Source organism: Xanthomonas hortorum pv. cynarae (assembly GCF_002939985.1).
Lineage (GTDB): Bacteria > Pseudomonadota > Gammaproteobacteria > Xanthomonadales > Xanthomonadaceae > Xanthomonas > Xanthomonas hortorum_D.
Map to the genome: position 1 here is coordinate 1 of NZ_MDFM01000009.1, position 20016 is coordinate 20016.

Genomic DNA, 20016 nt, shown 5'->3' on the forward strand with positions numbered 1-20016 from the left:
ACCGAACGTCAGTTGCATGGATCACTCCTCAACAATAGGCGGGTAGTGTCGCGTATCTGTGGTGCGTTGTTCAGAGGTTCCTTAGATATTGCGCCGCTCAGTGGGTCGCATCTGAGCGCAGGTTGATTAGGCGATACTGCCCGCGATCGCCATAGCGCGCTCCTTTCTTGTCGATCTCGGCGCATAGCCTGTCCTTGCCACAGGCAACGAGATTGGCACGAGCAACACGATCTAAAAAGGTGATTTCCGCCCTGAGTTGGGCGGCTTCAGCGACAGCCGCTTTTGTGCTGTAGAGCGCGTAGCCGGCGACGACCACGCTGATGACACCCGCCACCAGCAGGGCAATCGATGCGATCCACATGCGCCGCGTTGTCGTTGTTTCCAGGGTGTGCTGTGCGTGTGCATAGCGCTGGGTGGCCTGCTGAACCGCCTGCTCTGCATTTGCCATCTTCTTGTTGAATCGCTCGGCCGCCGGTTCCAGCGTCTGCGTCAGCGCCTGATTGCTCAATTGCGTCAGCCGGGGAAGTGCGTTTTCCACGACGCGATTGACGCGCTGATCGGCACTGTTGACGGCGCTCTGCAGAAGCTGCAGCTGCTCCCGGACCAGATCGTCCAATGCGTGCTCGCGGCGCTGCAGCGTCCCGATCATCGCCGCCAGGGCCTGGATCGATTCTTTTAGGGTGCGTTCCGACCCGTTGACATCGGGCAGCGCGGAGGTGTTCTGCATGTCCATAGTGTTCTCTCGATGATTCAACTTGCTACACGTGTTCCGGCTATCCACCACCGCCGCCGCCGCCGCCGCCATCACCGCCATCACCCTGCGGACCTTGCATCGCCGGTCCGTTGGCGAACTGCGGCAGTGTCATCACCATCACCGGGCCACGGCTGGTCTGCACCTCTGTCGAGACGTCCATGTTCAGTGCCTGGCGCGTACTCGCCTGCTCCTGGGCTTCCTGCATCGCCTGGGCATCCAAAAATTCAAGCCCTTGTTTGGCAAGTGCCTGGCTGTAGGGACTGTTGGCGACTCGTTTCAAGGCCTGTTCGATCGCCAGTTCGTTCTTGCAGTCGATGGCGTACAGCAACTCGTCCACATCCGGATCGCCAGTGATGTTCTTGCGCTGGGGCTGCGGCCGATCTTCCTGCTCGCCAGCGGCAAGAGACTGTGGCGCGGTGTCTGCCGGCGAGGCGCGTGGTGGTCTCAGTCCAGAGGGGCCATCCGGATCGTACCCATCACGCAATTCCAACTCGGTAAACGGCCGCTCACCACGGTCCACGCGCGCCTGCCGCGCTTCTGCGACGCGGTTTTCTGTTTCGAGATCCTGTTCGAGTTGGATGCGCAGCTCACGCATGGAGCGCTCTATTTCCTCCCAGGAGTTCGGATCGACGGGCACAGCAGCAGGACGGTCATGCTCATCTGCCAAGGACGCGGAAAGCGGCTCGCGCGCATCGGCCCCGCCCTCGGAGCCGCCAGCGGTCGGCATTTCCAGCGATGGCCCTGTCGCTTGCGCCAGGTGTGCGGACACTGGCAACGCTGCAGGGGGATCTGGTGCTTTCGGTGCTTGAGCCGTTGGAATGAGCGCCTGCTGATCGTCGCGGTGTTCTGCGGCGACCGGCGTGGCGAGCGATGGCGCGTAAGGCGGGGTCGCCGCCTGGGCCAGGCGCGCGTCCGCCGGTTGCTCGGGCTGCTGGGCAGGTGCATCTTGCTGCGCATCCGAGGCTTGCGCCGTCATCGGCTGTTGGCCGCTGTGCAGGTCCGCAACCTGCTGCTGATCTGCCGGCGCTGTCTGCGCGATCGCCGCGCTCTGCGCTGTCTCCTGCTGGACTTCCTGCGTGCGATCTTCTTGCGCTTGTTGGCTTTGCGTCCGCTGCTGCGCTACGTCGGATGCCTGTGCTTGCGCAGGCTCTGCCACCTGCTCCTGGGGCCGTTGGGCGACGTCATCTGGGGTAGACCGCTGCTCGGGCTGGTGCGGCGATGTGTCCTGCGCATGGAGCGGCGACGGCTCGCGCGAGACGGCCTCATTCTCCGGCTCCTGCTCGCGTTGTGCAGCCGCTTGGGCGTGCAGCGGCTGTTGCTCGGCATGTTGCACAGTCTGCGCCTGCATGCGTTCCTGCTGGCTCTGCTGGGCGTCCTGGGCCTGGCGTGTTTCCTGCTCGCGCTGCTGAGTCTCCTGGGCCTGCTGCTGCGCTTGTTCGCGCTGTTGGGTGTCGTGCGCCTGCCGCTGGACTTGTTCGCGTTGCTGGGCAGCCTGTGTCTGGCGTTCTTGCTGCTGCAGCTGTTGCGATTCTTGCCGGCGAAGTTCTTGCAATGCATGCGCCTGCAGCGCCTGAGCGTCCTGCGCTCGGTCTTCGTGCGAGGTTTGCTCCTGCAGCGTGTGCGCGCGTGCCTGCGCCAGCTGTTGGTCTTGCGCTTGCCGGTCCTCCTGCTGCCGTTGCTGACGCTCCTGCGCGGCGCTGGCCGCTTGGCCCCGCGCCTGCACGTCGAGCGCATGCTGGTTGGAGGGGGCAGAAGACGACGTGTCCGCATCTGCGGATCCGTCCGATGAGCGAGGCGCAGAGGCCAGCTGCTGTATCGGCAAGGCTGGGTTCTGCCGCGCCTGTACCTCCTGCAGTGCCTGGCGGATGTCCTCGGTGCTGGTGACTGCTGCAATACGCTCTACGCCATCGGGGCCGCGTTGCAGATGCGCAATCGGGCTATCGGCGCCGAAGCTTCCACCAGGGCCGCGCCGCAACTGCATCGCGCCATCGCCCGCAAGTCCCTCTGCCTCGCGGGTGCGCTGAGTCGCCAGTTCGATCGCTTCACGCCATTGCGGCTGCAACTCGGTGCCGACAATGCGATAGCGGTAGAGCGTCTGCTCGCCTTGTACGTCCTGCGGAGACTGCCGGATGGCGGCAATGGCCTGCGCCTGCTCGGCCAGTGCCGGTTGCAGCATCGCGCGCGTGGTCTCCAGTTCCAGCATGCGGTTGCCATCGGGTGGGGCGCCGTTGCTGGTCCACTGGCCTTCGATGTTGCGGTAGTAGCGCTGGCCGTTTGAGGCGGTCAACGCATCCGGGTCGGGCAGCGCCTGCCGCACCGCCGGCGACATCGGCAGGCCATCGGCCGCCCAGCCGCTGCGGTGGTGCGCCAGTTCGTAGCGCGCCGCGATCGCGCCGGGACTATTGGCGATGTTGCGGGCGATGGTGTCCTGCGCCTGCGCGTCCAGTTCGGCTTTGCGGTGCGGCAAGGCGGTTTCCTGCACGTAGCTGCCGCGATCATTGGCGCCAGAGATCTCGGCCTTGACCAGCCGATGCCACTGACCGTCCGCTGCATCGCGTCGCCAGTCGGCGCTGCTCAGGCTGGGGCGGTCAGTGGCATTGGCCGGCTGGCGATACGGATCCTGCGGAGCGGGCGCATCTTTGAGGGCGAGCGCTGCAGCGGCGTTGGTGGCCTGGTAATTGAGTTCGCGTGCCTTCTCGTAGCTGGCGACGATGGGAGTGGAGGTGGGGTTGTCTACCCCGTCGTTGGTGGTGTCGGCTTTGCCCTCACGCGCCCAGGCTGTGCCATTGAACGACCACTGGGTGCCCTCGCGATCGGTCTGGGTGTAGATGGCGCGGTTGTCGAGCAACGCGGCGGCCTTCTCGCCAGCGGTACTCAAGAAATACGCATCGGCTGCGATCAGCACCATCGGCCCGGCGCCCGAGCTACCCAGCGCGTAGGCAGCTGCGGTACCGCCGGCCCAGCCACCGACGTTGCGGCCGGCAAAGTGCGCAAGCTCCGATTGCGCTGCGAGCGGGTTGTCCTGGCCAAGAAGCTGGGTGGCGCGTTGGCCGGTCATCACCGTGTCGGCGGCGGTGGCGAGCAGGCCGGCGGTGCGCAGTGCCTGGCCTGCAGATAGATCGCCGGCCAGCAGCTCGGCGGTGGCGAAGCCGCGTTGCGAGACTGGTGTGTACGGCGCATGCGGTGTAGCGGCTGTGCCTTGGCGAATGCTGCGCGCAGCACCGCCGATGGTTGTCGGTGTGTCATCCAGGACCTGCTGGACCAAGGCCGCATTGGACTCGGATAGCCTTATTCGGCCGGTATCTTCGGCGTGCGCAATCGCCATGCGCAATTCTTCTCGGCCGGCGATCTCGCGGATAACGGCATCGCGTTCATCGGGGACAGCGACCAGATTCTGGCCCGTGCTGCGTGCGGCTTCGATCACCTTTGCGATTCGCTGCTCGGAGCGGGTGATCGCGGCCCATTCGGCTTCGACATTGCTCATGGCGCGCAGCGTTTTCAACTGATCGGCATGGGCGGTGCGGTATTGCTCGTATTCGGAAATAGTGCTGTGGTTTTGCGCGTTGGCCTCGGCCTTGGTCAAGCGATCCGGGGTGGTTGCGAACATATCGCCATTGATCAGGGCGACTTTGAGGGTGTCTTGCAGGTCGTGGACTTGGGCAGCGACGCGCTTCAATGCAGCAGCGTCGTTGGACATAGCGGCGTCGCCGTCTGGCGAGTTGAGGAGCTTGTCAAGATAATCCCCAGTTACATCCGTATAGGACCTTCGCGTGCGTCCTCGGTGGGGGGATGTTTCCAATTCATCTGCCAGCTTGCCATCTACCGGAAGATACAGGCGATTGGTCGATACATCCTTGTCGATCAAGCCATGATCGGCCAACTTTTTGAGCAAGTCATGCTTGCGAAAGATAGTGTTTTCAATGACGTGATGACTTTCAAGGATGACGTTACTGGCCGGCATCTTTCCTTACTCCAAAATCCCTGCAGAGAAATGTTTATCCGTAATTTGCTGCGTCGATTAGCCGAACGCCACGCTTCCTGGGTGATTTGCCGAATCCCTGGGAAATCAAGGTGTCGCGCAAGAAACGATCGCAAAAAGCATCTGCTGTATAAGGTGTTCTGAAGATATGCGCGGTCCCGATAACATCTTTGTTGAATGCAAATTCTGCGCCTCCCGTAATGTCGTAATATTTGCCGTTACGGTATCCGGTCAACACTTTTACAGTAGATGCCTCCTCGTCGATGGCTTCGATAATTCGCACCACCTCGCAAAGATAGTGCGGCGCTCCGGGCGTACCGTCTTCCAATCGGAAGTCGCATAGCGCGAAGGCAAAGCCTTCCGGGTCCGCAGCTTCAAGGATCAGTTTCAGCGGTTCGGAAACGAGCCAGTACCGCTTGAATCCACTATCAAGGTCATCGGGCATATCGCCGATGCGGCTGTCGTAGCGCAGGCGCGGGGTCTCCTTCAAAGCAGCTAGCCCCGCGTCCTCGCCTGGGCGGCTATAGGCAATGGGGAACGGCACTGCATCTTCGTTCTCGAATTCCACGCCATGCCCGCGACCGCCCCCCCCCATATCGGATCTGAGGATATAGAACGCACCTTTCTGAGGTGCGTTGTGGAGTGTTGCGCGGGCTTCTTTTGCTTCGTTCATAGGTGCTTTCTCTCAACAATCCAGCATGCGTCGAACAGGTGCTCACAAGTGAGTCGCTTCGCTGCCTCTCCATTAGATGCCCACCTCTTAGATGCCCACCTCTGCGCTTGACCGCCCGTGATGGAGGCGGGGCCGGCGGCGGATGTTGGGCATGTCGTAGCCCCTGTTGGAACCGGATGCAGCCTCCTATGTTGCCCGTCTTCAGCGACCGACGCAGTAGGAAAACCCCGACGCCTACAGAACAGCGCTGGCCCTGGCGCGCGCAATCGTCGCCCCGCCACGCCTGCGGCCTTCATGCACGGTTTTCGCTGCACTCCCGCAGGGTGGGCCTAGGCCTCGCTGCTGCTAGCGATCCTTGGGATTCACGGGGACGTCTCTTCCCTGCAGATCCCTGCGCGCCTGGGAGGCTCTGCGGGCAGGGCGCGGCCGCGTTCCGGGGTCAGGCCTTCGGTGCGTTTCGTCAAATGACCGTCGGAACCAGGTAATCGGTAATCCGCGAGCCGAAACAGGGTCTAAGGGATTGATGTCAATGGGAAATTCGGGATTACCTTTTGGGGTGATTTAAGGTAATCGGCACCCCATGGAAAAGTTATGTGATTGAAATTGAAGGATATTTTTTAGGAATGGGATTACCTCCCCAAAAGGTAATCCCATTACCCCTCAATTACCCTTTAATTACCTTTGATAATTTCTAATAAGTAATTGATAAATAAAGAAATATGTGCGTTTCTGGAAGCGGATTACCTAGATTACCTCTTTCACATGGTCATCTGAAAAATTGAGATTGGGGCGCGCTAGAGTGGGTTGCCACACCACTCGCTACGACCGGTTCCCCCGCAATGTCGCTGACCCACGATGCTCCGCAGGCAAACCTCGATCCCGTCGACGCGGCGGGCGGGAAGCGCTGGTGGGTGGTAGACCAGGCCATGGCCATGCTCGAGCGCGGAAGCCAGTTGGCCAACAAGCATGGTGGTCAGCAGCACACCTTATATATGCCGGTTACTGCTGTATGAGCGCGATCGATGCCGGCGATGAACCTGTGCTGCCGCCTGGCTTCCGCTGGGACAGGCCTTGGCAGAGCGCGATGGGGCCACCTACGGCGCTTTTCTTCGAGGGTGAAGAGGTGGCCAGGTTGGGGCAGAGACTCACAGGCGAGTGGTACGTGCTGTTGGAGCGCCAAAGGCCGGCGCCGCCTGGCAAACCCTTTGCGCCCTTTGTCCAGCGTGACTGCAATAGCTTCGACCAGGGGCGACGTGGCACCGTCATGTGGGCCGTGCGCCACGAGGCCAGGATCCGAGCTGAGGTGACCACTCGAAGGCTGCGTTCCTGAGCCATCTAGGGCGAGGTTGGTGACCGCAAGGATCGGGAAAATTGGCAGGACGCCTAAGCGCGCACTAGGTCTCCGGCGTTAGCCGCCGGGAAAAATAAGTGATGCAAGTTGCTGATACGTAAGCTCAGTAGCGCTAACTGTTAATCAGGGGGTCGTTGGTTCGAGTCCAACTTCGGGCGCCAAAAACTAAAAAAGACCTCTTCGGAGGTCTTTTTTTTTGCCTTGATTATTAGGGCAGAATCAAGGCATCCCAAGCAGGAAGAAGCCCTACCGCTTTACGTGGCACGATCAGACAAGTATTACGTGATGAAAGAAGCTCGGCACGCCTAACCGCCTCTGGAGATGCCGTACAACTCCCACCACTGGGTCATTACCAACACTGGCTTGCGCCAGCAGTCCCCGAAGCACCTCGCACACCGAGCTGATTGATCGTCAGCGTGCCGCACGCGGAGTCATTTTGCCGCGTCCCCGGCGCCGCGCGCAGCGTAAAACCTGTCGCTGTAGGTGTACCGGAAGAGAACGTATAGAAATTTGCGACGTCGGCACTACATGTGCCCATACTGGCTCCGACGTAAGTGGTGTTGATCGTGTAATAACGCTCCATTGTCTGGGCGCCCTCTTGCAGACAGGCAGCCGCTGCTGAACGGCGAGACCTAATGACGGACGATTGATAACTACTCATCGCTATTGCTGCAAGAATGCCGACAATTACCACAGCGATCATCAGCTCCATGAGACTGAAACCGGAACACCGCCGGCATTCGATTTTGTAGGACTTGCGATACATCGTATACATGCATTAATCCTTGATAATTTCGCGCCACGACACCCTACCCGTGTTGCGGCTGTCTGCAATATTAAGGCTGCCCAGCCCTCCGCCTGAGCCACCAACAACCACCTTGCCACGCAATACATTACCGAGCGTTGGGATTCCTACACCCAGGTTGACCGAGCCCACCGGCCCCCCGCCCACTGTTTCATCGCTGAAACTGCCGTCTCCGTCAAGATCAAAGAACGACTCGGTACCACTCGTACCGGTGAAAGCATCCAACGCGTTGATATAACCGGTGCCATCGGCCTGACACGCACTCGCCGTTGGAATGATGCTGCTCACCACCAACGTCCTGCTGAACAACTGCGCCTCGCTAACGATTCGCTCGCCTTCCAAGGTCCCCACACCGCCAACGTTTGCGGCAGGCTTCACCAAATCAATGTACCAACCTCTAGAGCCAGTAGGCAGGATCGAATTCGGCTCGAAGCCGCGCACTGGAAATCCATTTTGTGTCCCTGTCACCCTCACAGAGCGTGTCGTCAATGATGACCGCGCCAACGTAGCGGCGCTATTAGAGGTTGTCGCATCCACGATGCCGTAAAGCGACTGTCCACTCTTATCGGTCAGATCGCCAACAGTCATAAAACGGCCGGTTCCAAAGAACAGCCAAGTTTCATAGGTGCGCGGATTCAATGCCACGGTCATGTTGGCGGTAATTGGCTGCAACGTACTACCCGTACCCACAGGGTACGACGCAGTAAAGATTGGGCTACCCGAGTTTGCAACACCCCAGCTCGCCACGGCAGCTCCAGACAGGTCAAACTTCCAGACGTTACCACGCACGTCGCCCGCATAGACATAATCGACAGAGCCATTAGCATCGGCATCCCAACCTGTTGCCCCGGAAAGCCCATTAGGTGCACCGGATGAACCCACGGCAGTGGTAATTTGCCTGATAAGAGCCCCTGTTTCCAAGTTATAGACTAAAAGTACTGCTTGATCGTTCGTGCTGTTAATGCCATTGGCGACGACTAACGCGGTAGTCCCGTTATTAAGTCTTGCGATGAAGGGACGGGATTGGACCAACCCGATATTTGCCGCTTCGGCGTCACCTGACGCCCCGTAACGCTCCCACTTCACACTATTTGCTGAGAACCCGCTAGGCGTAGTCACATCCAAGGCGTAAAGGCCTTTCCCGCCTTTACCGAGACTTCCAACCAAGACCGTCCTATTCGGCGTCTGCACTCGCGTCGAAAGAATGACGGGTCCATCAACAAAATAGCGATGACTATAGGTGGGCGCGCTCAAGCTTCCCAGGTCGGGAAAGTTGATCGAGGACGGAACATACGCAAACTGCTCAACCCCAGTAGTTGAATTGAAGGCATGCAACATACCGTCATTCGCGCCGACATACACCGTCCCGGTTTCCGATGAATACGCTGGTGACGAATTAACAATGTCTCCCAAAAGGGAAGTTCGATTACGCAAATTTCCGCTATTGATCTGTTCCTTACTGCGATCACCAGCAATATAAGCAGCATTCTCTTCACCGGTTACAGCCGGCGCAGACGTCCGCGCCAGAGAGGCGATTTGCCCAGCTGTAGGAAAAGCAGTACCAGCCGCACCATTCCAGGTAAATATTTTACGGTTGACAGCAGGAATACCTTCCGACGCACTCCATGTAGAAACACGCGCCACTTGCCCGTCGACTACCGGGAAAGCGTTGAGCTCACCAGTCCATATTCCAGAAAGATAACTGGCACTAAAGACAAGTGTCTCCCCACTAAGACTAGTGGATGTCGCAGAGACATTCGAAAAAGAACCAACACGCTGGGTGATCGTCGACAACGCAGCAGTCAACCCAAGCTTAAATGCATTGGGATCGGCGGCAGAAAGAAATGTTCCACGCCCATTGACGGCAGCGTGCCAGAGATCATCGACCCGGGCCAAAATATCGTTGTTGCCCGTATAGGACGATTGGGGATCTGGCCACCCAATAGCCCCCGATACCAAGCGCGCCAAGTCGGTCGCCGGATTAAGCACGCCTCGCGCGCCGATGGCGATACCGAAGGTAACCATATGCTGCCAGAATGCGGGATCAGCATTACTCGTCGGAACGATATTATCAAGATCTGCACGAAGATCACCTTTCCAATATGACATAGCGACGTCCGCCAGAGTATTGGAATAATTATCCGAATACGGAGCACCCGCCGTGTATCCATAGGAAGCTGGTACACCGTTGGGCCCGGTGTAGGAAGTACCGTTTGTTCCGTCCTGGTTACCTGGATTGGCAGTAGTCGCGCCGTTCCAGTAGCCATCGGTTGTCATGATTGCAAAATTCTGTCTGCACGCATATTGATCTACACCGGCTTCGGGGCCATAGGGCCCAGACGCATCGGAACTCTGAAAATATTGACCAACTCCGTTCAAGGCATTCAGCAAGGGCGTGCCATTGTAGCCAGTCGCATTGTAAAGTCGGTCGTACCAATTGGTACGCGCATTGATTGCTGCACCGCCGCCAGTAGCAGCACGATCCATGAAAAGACCCTGATTCCCATCATTTACCGGAATATCCAGGTTATTTCTGGACCAGATAGTTCTGAACCCGACGCGGACGTTGGTACCAAGATCGCTAAAGGCCAGGCCGGCCCCTGCCTTGGCCGCCTTGATACGAGTGCGATGATAAGAAAACCAGGTTGCATAATTGGATGCCTCTGAAGACGCGCTTCTGCCTGTTGGAGTCACGGCAGTACAGTTGATCCAGTCGTTTTCGTCAGAAGATCCTGACGCGCATCGATTATCTCGATTAATATTTGCAGACAAAGAATAATTTGACGGTCCGCTACCTATTCCTCTAGACACGCGCACCTCATATATAGAGCTTGAAGCAGGAGTCACCGAACACGACTGAGATGAGTTAGCTGGCACGGTCGAATTGCAGACAACTAATAAAGGATTCGCCGCGCTTCTGACATTCAAAATTACGCTACGATTTGATGTCGCATTTACCGTAACAGTAAGAGTTCCATTAGCCGGCACCGTGATTCTATAAGCATCTGTCTCGTTTGTCGTCACCGAACCAGACACAGGGTATCCAGGCACCGCGCTAACAACACCAACACGCCCGTATTCACTTCGGGTCACAGTGTTAGCATCAGTAATCTGATACCTGTAATAATTATCAGCGCCAGATAAATAATTTATCGCTTTATTGCCGGTGTCTTTCGGCACGTAGAATGTTTGCACACCACCACACACTTGCACGTTGGCGCCTGTACCCCTATCGTTACCATTCTGATCGAATCTTCCGCAACTACTATTACTGGCTAAATCAATCGTTGTACCACTCGCCTTGTTGAAATCTCCATAGGCTGCTCCATAGGAAGTTCCCCCGGTCATCAGCGCGCCTGTAGCGTTGATCCACGGCTGGTAATTAATAGCAGGGTTATAGTAAATCGCATTTCCAACATAAGCGTTGTCGGTAATGTCGAAGACCACCTGTCGATTACTTACCTGGCAAGCTCCGCTTGATTCACGCCGGCAGATTTGAGTTACTTCAGGATTTGCCAAATCCCCGAATGCCATCGAACCCGAGTCATCAAGAATGAACATGATGTTGGGAGGCACGCGACTTGCCGTGGTCAACGGATCGGTGGGCAACGTGATTCCGGCATTAGCCGGCAAGGAAAGCAGGGTGGCAAGCATAGATAACGCGGCCACCCTGAGCCTCTGGTGCAATGAGTGCAGGCGCCGACGGAATGGATGTTTGAGATTATTCATGGCCAAGGCCCTACTGCTTAATGTAATTAGTCTGCAGAAGCACTTGGGCACGCCCGGCTCCCTCGCTGACAGCGGTAATGCGATACCTCGGCGCTAAGCACAAGGCTGGTATTGGCGAAATGCGGTCACAGGCAGGCCATGTGGGCGCATCGCCCATATACTCGATAATGTATAGCGGCGCGGCTGTCGAGTTTACCGTCAGTGTGGAAGTACGCCATCCGGCTCTATCCGCTAGAAGCCAACGATCAGCATCTGTAGCAACCGGCGTTGAACAAACCCCATCTGTGCAGCCACTACTCGGCACGCTCAGGGACGTTGCCAAGTTGATTCGTTCTTCAGCTTCGCGCACTGCGCCTTCCGCGGCCTGGAAACTCCGGCCACGATCGACCAAATTGGATGCCATCCGCTCCTCAAGAACTGTACTCCGCAACACCGCCAAACCCAACAATGTCATTACCAGCAGAAGCAATAAAACAACGATGAGCGAGACGCCGCGCTGACGTGTACCATCAATGGTCTTCATGCGTTGCGGTTCCGAAGTGCAATAACATGATTCAGTGTACGGCTGATAGTTTCGCCGCTAGCACCGACGCGAGTTGAATCCAGCATCTCCAAGCGAATGCTGATAGCAGTAACTGTCGACCAATCGCTGACGGCATTGGCATCTACATAAGACGTTTGGCCTTTGATTAAATACTGCAATTGCAGGTTATTGACTCCCTCCAGCACCTCATCGTTGCGTTGAGCTAGACCTCCACCAGAGTAAATCATTTGCGATTGGTATAAAGATCTTGTTCCACGTGCATTAGTGCCAATAAACCAACGCGCGGCATGTAGGTTCGCGACGACCGAGCCCGCAGCAACGAATGCAAACTGCGAGCCGGCGCAAACCGGCATGGCCAAGCCTGTAGAGCAATTACCTGGTGAAACACCGCTAACGGCGTGCATGACGTTTGAGCCAGCAACCGAACTGACCTGAAAAATCGCAGATTGCCGTGCATTACAAGCAACGACAATGTCGCCCACACTAATTCCAGCTGCAGTTGTAGTCGTATTAAGCGTCAACGTTGCAGCAGCAGTATTATCCGAGGCGACTGTCGCAACTTCATAACCTGCTCCGAGAATCTGCAGCGCATCGGTGCCAGCGACGCGCGAGCCAACAGATGTGCCGATACTTGGCGAACCAGAAGAAAAAGCGCCATCGACCCCGACCATTCCAGAGCTCCAATTATCTATGTTAGTGTACCAGTTCGAGGCCTTGTTATTCACTACATTTGCAATTGGTACATTATTTAGACATGGATTTCCGGACGCTTCCCGCACATCGCGCGCCATCAACTCAAATGCTGTCCGCACGTTTTCCTGAACACGCCCCAATCCCTCAGTCGCGCTATAGGTCCGTCGATTTGAAAGAAATATACCAATAGCTGCTCCTACAACGAGCAAACCCAATATCAATGCAATCATCAATTCGATCAATGTCACACCATGCATGCCTGAGCGCCTGGCGTTCATTTTTGCGTTTATTTTCATAGACGTGTCTTGATTGAAAACTGCTGAACAGCGCTACCATTTTTTGCCCTGCTGTCGTCCCATTTAACTACTGCTTCGCAGGTCGTGGCACTGCACGCTATGGTTCCACACGCAGTTGAGTTAATGGAGGTTTTTAACCCTTGCAGCCAGCCATTAATATCGTTGGAGACAAGGCTACCCCCACCGCCAGTTGGCGCCGTACAGGATGTCGTGTTGTAGCCCCCCGACGTGGCCACCTCCGAATTGGCGCGCATTGCATCGAAGATGGTATAAACCTGTATCACAGCCTGACTACGCTCTAGCGAACTCTGGCTATTGCGCAGAGCTGTTGCCTGCATCGCGGCAATGCCAAGCATGCCGACCCCTAAGACCAGGACTGAGATCAGGACCTCGATCAAGCTAATGCCTGCCATTGACTTACGTTTAATCGCCATATTTTTTCCCCCGCTTTACAGCGTCGTGGGCGCGTTGACCGGAGCTGCGCAAGTAGCATCGCCGGTACCGGTACGAACCGCAGCACGGCTTCCGCTGACGATCACAACTAATCTGACATTTTGTGGCGGATTGGTCGTGGCCAGACAGGAGCTGACAGCAGCAGCAAGCAAGGAACCTGTTGCGCTGCGTGCGAGGCCATCTGACCGAAACTCAATGGCGTTTCCATTGCTAACGATCGCTGGGCTGGCCTGCACAAGCATTGGCGCCCTTGCCGTCCCAACTCGCAGGACTTCGTTAGTTGCCTTGACCATAACGATCCACTGATTCCATGAACCGCTGCTGCAGCTGGACGCATCGCTGCTGGGACACATGAGCACTGTCTGATTGCGTCGCACAGCTTCGGATCTGGTCATTTGCAGCGATGCCAGCACCTCGTTGGCAGATGCGGTCAACCGATTGCTGTTAATCAAACCTGTAAAACTTGGAATCGCAATTGCAGCCACGATCGCGAGTACAGCAACGGTGACCATCAATTCGATCAGACTAAAACCATCATGCCGAGCACAGCGCAGCTCTTCCCCCAGGTTGCGTCGTGACGCCCGCATGGTTACTCCCCTCTCTATTCCCCAGCTCAACGCTAGTGGCCGTCATCGAGTTGCGCAACAGATGGCCGATGGACGGCGCAGATGGGGGAATGAAAGGATGGCACGCCACTGTTCATGCAACCGGTGCATCATGGCTGCACTCCGTAACATGAGTCTCCGAGCGAATGACCAATAAGCCTCCACACGTGCAGCCCCTCGATACCTTGTGGCAGGCATCGGTCATTGTCTGGACCTTGCTGGCTGGGGAGGGAGTGGCGACCGTGCTGGCTCTTGCACCCACGCTGGACGGCAATCGCTGGGTTTATTTTGGCCTTGCTTCATTGGCCGTGCAGTGGGTCGCCCTTTTGACGTTGACATGCCTTTACGGGTTGCGACGTCGCTTGACCAATCTCAAGCCGCTTCATGTCGCCACTCTATCGATGGGCCTCATGCTCGCATGCACCTGGGCGGTATGTGCCGCCTCTTGGGTGGCGTTGCACGAGGCCTGGGCCATGTCTTCGCGCGAGTGGATCCTGACTGTCCTACGCATTACAGGGATCGCCTTGACCGTGGGGACGTTGGGTCTATTGGCCTTTCACAACCACTGGAGAGCGCGCCAGTTGGCTGTGCAGGCAAAACAAGCGCAGCTGGATGCATTACGCGCACGCATCCGGCCACATTTTCTTTTTAATACTTTGAATACAGGAGCAGCTCTAGTCCACGGACACCCAGAGCAAGCAGAGCGCCTTCTACTGGATCTGGCGGACCTATTTCGCGCGGCATTGGGCAGCTCGGATTACATCAAGCTACATGAAGAGCTCGCACTGACACGGCGGTACCTTGAAATCGAGGAGATGCGTCTGGGACGCCGGTTGACAATTGACTGGCAGGTGCCTTCATCATTGCCGACAATCCAGCTTCCGACATTATCGATTCAGCCATTGGTAGAAAACGCGATTCGACATGGGATCGAGCCTAGGGTTGATGGTGGCCGCCTGTCCGTCAAAGTGGTTCTTGAAGAAAAATGGGTATCAGTAGAAATCGTCAACCCCCTGCCTCCGAGTCAAGAGAACGTTCATCGCGGTCATCACCTCGGCCTGCAAGCTGTACAGGCAAGACTTGAAACCCAGGACGCCGACCGCGGGCGTCTGACAACCCAACGTACCGATGAAACTTTCATCAGTACGTTGGAGCTGCCGATCATCGCTAGCCATTAAGCGGCTTGCAGTCAAGTCACCACCCGATAACAAGGCCTATAGTCCCCCGAGATCTTCATCCGGCGCTGCTCGACAAATCCGCGCAGGAGCTCATCCAGCGCCTGCATGATGTCCGGGTCGCCGTGGATCTCGAAGGGGCCGAACTCTTCGATACGGCGCATGCCGTCCTCCTTGACGTTGCCGGCGACGATGCCGGAGAAGGCGCGGCGCAAGTCGGCGGCCAGTGCGGGAGCCGGGCGACCGTGGTGCAGATCCAGTGCGGCCATGGCCTTGTGGCTGGGTTCGAACGGCTGCTGGTACTCGAGCGGGATGTGCACCGACCAGTTAAAGTAGTACGAGTCCTTCTGGTCCTTGCGGTGCGCGCGCACCTCATGGATGCCTTCGGCCATGCGACGCGCCACCGCGACCGGGTCGCCGACGATGATCTCATAGCGCGAAGCGACAGCTTCGCCCAGGGTGAGCCGGATGAAGCGGTCGATCTGCTCGAAGTACGGGGCGGTAATGGTCGGGCCGGTCAGGATCAGCGGGAACGGCAGCTCGGCGTTCTCTTCGCGCAACAGGATGCCGAGCAGGTAGAGGATTTCCTCCGCCGTGCCGACGCCACCGGGGAACACCAGGATGCCGTGGCCGATACGGACGAAAGCCTCGAGGCGTTTCTCGATGTCCGGCATGATCACCAGGTGGTTGACGATCGGATTCGGCGACTCGGCCGCGATGATGCCCGGCTCGGTGACGCCGATATAGCGAGTGTGGTGCTTGCGCTGTTTGGCGTGGGCGATGGTGGCGCCCTTCATCGGGCCCTTCATCGCGCCCGGGCCACAGCCGGTGCAGATGTCCAGCCCACGCAAGCCGAGCTCGTAGCCCACCTGCTTGGTATAGAGATATTCGTCGCGCGAGATGGAATGGCCACCCCAGCACACGACCAGATTGGGGTCGGACGGCTGCAGGATGCGTGCGTTGCGCAGCTGGCCAAACACTGCGTTGGTGATGCCCTCGCTGGTATCGAGATCGGCGCGCTGTGCTTCGAGCTCGATCGCCATGTAGGCCAGATCACGGACAACGGCGAACAGCAGCTCAGCCACACCTCGGATGATCTCGCCATCGACAAACGCCATCGCCGGCGCATTGCTCAGATCGATGCGGATGCCGCGATCCTGCTGATTCACCTGGATGTCGAAATCCGGATACAGGTCACGGGCGGCGCGCGGGTCGTCCGAAGCGCTACCGCTGGTGAGCACGGCCAGCGCGCAACGGCGCAACAGCTCGTGCATGCCGCCGCTGGAGGCATCGCGCAAGCGCGCCACTTCCGCCTTGGACAACACATCCAGACCGCCACGCGGATAGATCCGCGCATCCACCACCGGCAGCGCCCGTGCTGCCGTACTGCTGAGTTCCATAGCTTGCTCCTGTCGTATCTCAGAACTTTAGCGTACTCACCCGCACAAAAGAAAACGGCCGGGAAAACCCGGCCGTTTTTGCTGCTTACGTCACCAGCTGCATTAGAACTTGTACTTCAACGTCACCTGCATCGACCAACGCGAAACGCCGGTGTTGCCCTTGTCGTTGTTGTTCTCCTGCACCGTCGGCTCGTCGGTATCACCGGTGAAGTTGTAGATGTACTTGCCGGTTGCAGGATCGATACCGGCATAGCTCGCCACTCGTGCGGTGGAATTGAAGCCGTAGTCTTCGATGCGACCCCACTTTTTGTTAAGCAGGTTGCCTACGTTCATGATGTCCAGCGCCAACTCGGTTTTGTGCCCCTCGAACAGACCGGGCAGCTCCTGACTGACGTGCAGATCGAAGCTATTAACCCACTTGGTACGGAATTCGTTTGCGGGGGCAATTTGTCCCTTGTACGCAGCCAACTCGGGATTTTTTGCGAGCCAATCAAAGAATTGCTTTTCCATCTCAGCGCCTCGAGTCCATAAAACGTCGCCAGGCCCCTTTGGCACATAGAACAGGTCGTTAAAATAGCCGGCACCGGAAGTAGAAGCTGCGTCGCCATTCAAGTCATTGTAATAAATGTAGCTAAACGGACGACCCGAACGGCCCTCGTAGAACAGACCAACACTGGTGTTGTACTTGCCGAAGAACGCCTTCTTCCAGTTGATCGAGCCCGTGATGCGGTCCTTGATCGCGTAGCGCGAATCATAGGCCACGTTTTCATTGGCGGTACCGATCAGGGTGCTACCCCAATTCGACGTATTCTGCGAACTGGTCAGCGGGCTGACTTCTGTCGACTCAGTGTAGGTATAAGCCAGCGACCAGCCCCAGTTCTCGATCAACGGCTTATTCACGCCGACCGTGAACTGGCTACCGCTGCCCTTGTCGGTGTTGCGCATGAGCATGACATCACCCATATCGGTCGGACGGTTTGCCTTGCCACTGACGACTTGATTACCACCCAGGTTCTGGCCGTTCTGTACGGAGGTATTGGTACCAGTCGAAGGCCGGTAACCCGCCGCGTTCCAATACAGCTCACGACCATCCTGGCCGATGCGCGTCGCCGCGACATCACCATTCAGACCACGCAGGTCTAAGCGCTCGAAGTAGATTGCGTTGTTGACCTTGGTGTACAGGAACTCGGCCGAGGCGACGATGCCATACCACGGCAGTTCGTGATCGAAGGCGAGGTTGGTCTTCCACACCGACGGCAACTTCAGGTCGGGCGCGGCGATGTCAACATTCTGGCGAGCGCCGGCACCTGCGGTCGGGATGAACGGCGGATCGGTATTCGGCGTGAATATGCCGACCGGATTATTCACCGTGTACTCGGTGTAATTCAGACCGGTATTCTGATAGACACCAGCCAGCCACACATTGGGAGCAGCCCCTCCGAATAGACCCAGGCCACCGCGCAACTGGGTCGGACGATCGCTGTCGAATGTATAGTTAAAGCCGAAACGCGGCTGCACAAGCTTGTCGTCAGGCAGCTGGGTGTTGTCGTAGCCGTACAGCGACATGATGCGCGGGTTGTACAAACGCTGATCGCTAAAATCAGGCATGTCGATGCGCACACCGCCCTGCACGGTCAAGTTATTGTTGATCGCCCAGCTGTCCTGTACAAACAAACCGGTGTTCTTCAGCGTGTACTCGGCCGGGATGTCGTCGTAGCTGCCGCCAGGACGCGGCGCACGCACGATGTACTGATTAACACGGCCGGCTGCGAAGTCACCAAGGTTATTGAACAAATACGCGCCATTGAGGTTGCGGCCGTAATAGTTCAGCAGGTCATTGTCCGAATAGTCGAAACCGAACTTGACGGTGTGGTCACCCACATACCAAGTCGCAGCACCGAAAGCACTCAACTCCTTGCTCTCAACCGCGTTTACGTGAGAATTCTGTTCGGTACCGAAATACAACGAATTGTTGGCAATCCCGCCGAAGCCACGGACCTGAATTTGCGGCAAAGTCGAGTTCGGCTCGCGGATCGCAGAGTATTCCTTGTGCGAAAGTTTGAATTCGGTGGAGAAGTTCTCGGACCAGTCACTGAACAGCTCGCCCATCCAGGATTCATAGGTCTTCGGCTGCTGATACCAGAAGGTACTCAACGAGACAGCGCTATTGGTGATCTGCGGGAAGCGGACAACGTTCTGCTCAAGCTTGTTGTAACGCACAGCGGCGCGATGATTGTCGCTGATGTTCCAGTCGATCTTCAGCGCATATTCTTCGACTTCAGTCTTATTGGCAGGCTGGCTCAGCGAACCCGCGTCGAAGCCATAGCCGGTTGCGATCTGCTGCGCACGAGCGATGTCGGCATCGGTGATGCTGCCTCTGCCATACGGAGAATCAGTCAAGCTGATACCCGGCGCCGAACGCTCCATCTTTTCGTAGTTGGCAAAGAAGAACAGCTTGTCCTTGACGATCGGCCCACCCAAGGTCATGCCATAGGTCTTTTCATCATCGAAGCCATTGAAGCGAACGCCTTCCAACTCCTTGCGGACCATATCCTTGTCGCGATACGCGTAATACACGGTGCCGCCAAAGTTATTGGTACCCGACTTGGTTACGGCGTTGATTACTGCGCCGGTACCGCCAGAAATGGTGGTGTCATAATTGGCGACATCGATATTGATTTCCTGGATGGCATCCATCGACACCGGCTGACGCTCGGTCGGCAGGTTATTGGACTCCAAACCAAACGGATCGCCTGCACCAATACCGTCAATACGAATAGCGTTGTAGCGCGTATTTTGACCGCCCACCGAAATTGCGCCGTCGGCTTTGCTGACTTGCGAAATACGCGGATCGAGACGGATGTAATCTTGGATATTGCGATTGACCGACGGAAGCGATTCGATGGTCTCGCGAGACACGTTCGTGCCGGTACCCATCTTATAAGCGCTAAACAGCTCCGAGCCACCCGCGACAGCCATGACCTGCACGGCTTCGAGATTGGTGGCGGCGATGTCGCCTGCCAAATCCGCATTGACCGTGTTGACCTGATTGAGGTTCAGGTACACGCCCTCTTCCGTCTTCGTGCCTTCACCCGATTTGGTGATGGTGATCGTATACGGCCCGCCCACACGCAGGCCGCGCGCGTTGTAGCGTCCGCTGGCATCGGTGGTGGCGCGGCTGACGGTGCCCGATTCGACATGGGTGATCGTCACTTCGGCATTCGGCACCGGCTGACCGCCGCTGCTGGTGACCAGGCCAGCGACGCCGGCAGAGGTGCTCTGGGCAAATACGGGAGCAGCGGCAAGTGCGGCAACAAGGCCAAGCGTCAGCTTGGACATGCGAAGACAACGGGGGTGGGTCATTTCGGTAGCCTCGATACAGGTTGGGCAGTGACAAAAAGGCGCAGTCAGCCCAACCGTTCCCGGGGATGGGCTGCCGATGATCTGGGGTCCCTCGCCGCGCGGCTGGTTGCTGCCGCAACGGTTAACAACAGATTAACACGCTAAGGCCTGATTGTGACGGCGGCGTGACAAACTTCGCGCAGTGCAACATGAACTT

General features: G+C 57.4%; 13 protein-coding genes. 2 read left to right on the top strand and 11 right to left on the bottom strand.

Annotation, left to right across the window (positions count from 1 at the left end):
• Nucleotides 1-97: 97 nt before the first annotated feature.
• The 3 genes from XcyCFBP4188_RS07975 to XcyCFBP4188_RS07985 form a co-directional block, all read right to left on the bottom strand.
• Nucleotides 98-814 (bottom strand): hypothetical protein, encoded by a 717-nt coding sequence (locus XcyCFBP4188_RS07975; protein ID WP_104591901.1) that lies wholly within the window; start codon nucleotides 812-814, stop codon nucleotides 98-100.
• A complete protein-coding gene (locus XcyCFBP4188_RS07980) occupies nucleotides 774-4430 on the bottom strand; it encodes a hypothetical protein (RefSeq protein ID WP_104591902.1) in 3657 nt (1218 codons plus the stop codon). The genes XcyCFBP4188_RS07975 and XcyCFBP4188_RS07980 overlap by 41 nt, the downstream gene beginning before the upstream one ends.
• 319 nt (nucleotides 4431-4749) lie before the next feature.
• On the bottom strand, nucleotides 4750-5406 hold the full coding sequence (locus XcyCFBP4188_RS07985) for an imm11 family protein (protein WP_006450528.1): 657 nt from the start codon (nucleotides 5404-5406) through the stop codon (nucleotides 4750-4752).
• 839 nt (nucleotides 5407-6245) lie between these two features.
• Between XcyCFBP4188_RS07985 and XcyCFBP4188_RS23030 the strand changes: the two genes are divergently transcribed.
• Nucleotides 6246-6419, top strand: coding sequence for a hypothetical protein (locus XcyCFBP4188_RS23030; protein WP_006450529.1), 174 nt, complete (start codon nucleotides 6246-6248; stop codon nucleotides 6417-6419).
• A gap of 687 nt (nucleotides 6420-7106) precedes the next feature.
• Here the strand turns inward: XcyCFBP4188_RS23030 and XcyCFBP4188_RS07995 are convergent.
• The 6 genes from XcyCFBP4188_RS07995 to XcyCFBP4188_RS08020 are packed head-to-tail and all read right to left on the bottom strand — an operon-like array spanning nucleotide 7107 to nucleotide 13864.
• A complete protein-coding gene (locus XcyCFBP4188_RS07995) occupies nucleotides 7107-7523 on the bottom strand; it encodes a type IV pilin protein (RefSeq protein WP_104591928.1) in 417 nt (138 codons plus the stop codon).
• A gap of 12 nt (nucleotides 7524-7535) precedes the next feature.
• Nucleotides 7536-11291, bottom strand: coding sequence for a pilus assembly protein (locus tag XcyCFBP4188_RS23350; protein ID WP_233397280.1), 3756 nt, complete (start codon nucleotides 11289-11291; stop codon nucleotides 7536-7538).
• 10 nt (nucleotides 11292-11301) lie between these two features.
• Nucleotides 11302-11814 (bottom strand): pilus assembly PilX family protein, encoded by a 513-nt coding sequence (locus XcyCFBP4188_RS08005; protein WP_046932583.1) that lies wholly within the window; start codon nucleotides 11812-11814, stop codon nucleotides 11302-11304.
• Nucleotides 11811-12824 carry a PilW family protein gene (locus tag XcyCFBP4188_RS08010; RefSeq protein ID WP_228996170.1) on the bottom strand — a complete coding sequence of 338 codons (1014 nt, stop codon included), beginning with the start codon at nucleotides 12822-12824 and terminating at the stop codon, nucleotides 11811-11813. The genes XcyCFBP4188_RS08005 and XcyCFBP4188_RS08010 overlap by 4 nt, the downstream gene beginning before the upstream one ends.
• Entirely contained in the window at nucleotides 12821-13258 is a 438-nt protein-coding gene (gene pilV, locus XcyCFBP4188_RS08015; RefSeq protein WP_006450533.1) for a type IV pilus modification protein PilV, read from the bottom strand. The genes XcyCFBP4188_RS08010 and pilV overlap by 4 nt, the downstream gene beginning before the upstream one ends.
• A gap of 15 nt (nucleotides 13259-13273) precedes the next feature.
• Nucleotides 13274-13864, bottom strand: coding sequence for a GspH/FimT family pseudopilin (locus XcyCFBP4188_RS08020; protein WP_043908806.1), 591 nt, complete (start codon nucleotides 13862-13864; stop codon nucleotides 13274-13276).
• 164 nt (nucleotides 13865-14028) lie between these two features.
• Here XcyCFBP4188_RS08020 and XcyCFBP4188_RS08025 point away from each other — a divergent pair, with 164 nt between their 5' ends.
• Nucleotides 14029-15060: a sensor histidine kinase gene (locus XcyCFBP4188_RS08025; RefSeq protein ID WP_006450534.1), complete on the top strand. Its 1032-nt coding sequence runs from the start codon at nucleotides 14029-14031 to the stop codon at nucleotides 15058-15060.
• An 11-nt stretch (nucleotides 15061-15071) separates the two neighbouring features.
• Here XcyCFBP4188_RS08025 and ppnN read toward each other — a convergent pair whose 3' ends face one another.
• Together ppnN and XcyCFBP4188_RS08035 are read right to left on the bottom strand one after the other, a co-directional pair.
• A complete protein-coding gene (gene ppnN, locus XcyCFBP4188_RS08030; protein WP_006450535.1) occupies nucleotides 15072-16457 on the bottom strand; it encodes a nucleotide 5'-monophosphate nucleosidase PpnN in 1386 nt (461 codons plus the stop codon).
• A gap of 102 nt (nucleotides 16458-16559) precedes the next feature.
• The gene (locus tag XcyCFBP4188_RS08035; RefSeq protein ID WP_104591904.1) at nucleotides 16560-19820 is read right to left on the bottom strand and encodes a TonB-dependent receptor; all 3261 of its coding nucleotides are present in this window, start codon (nucleotides 19818-19820) and stop codon (nucleotides 16560-16562) included.
• Between the last annotated feature and the right edge of the window lie 196 nt (nucleotides 19821-20016).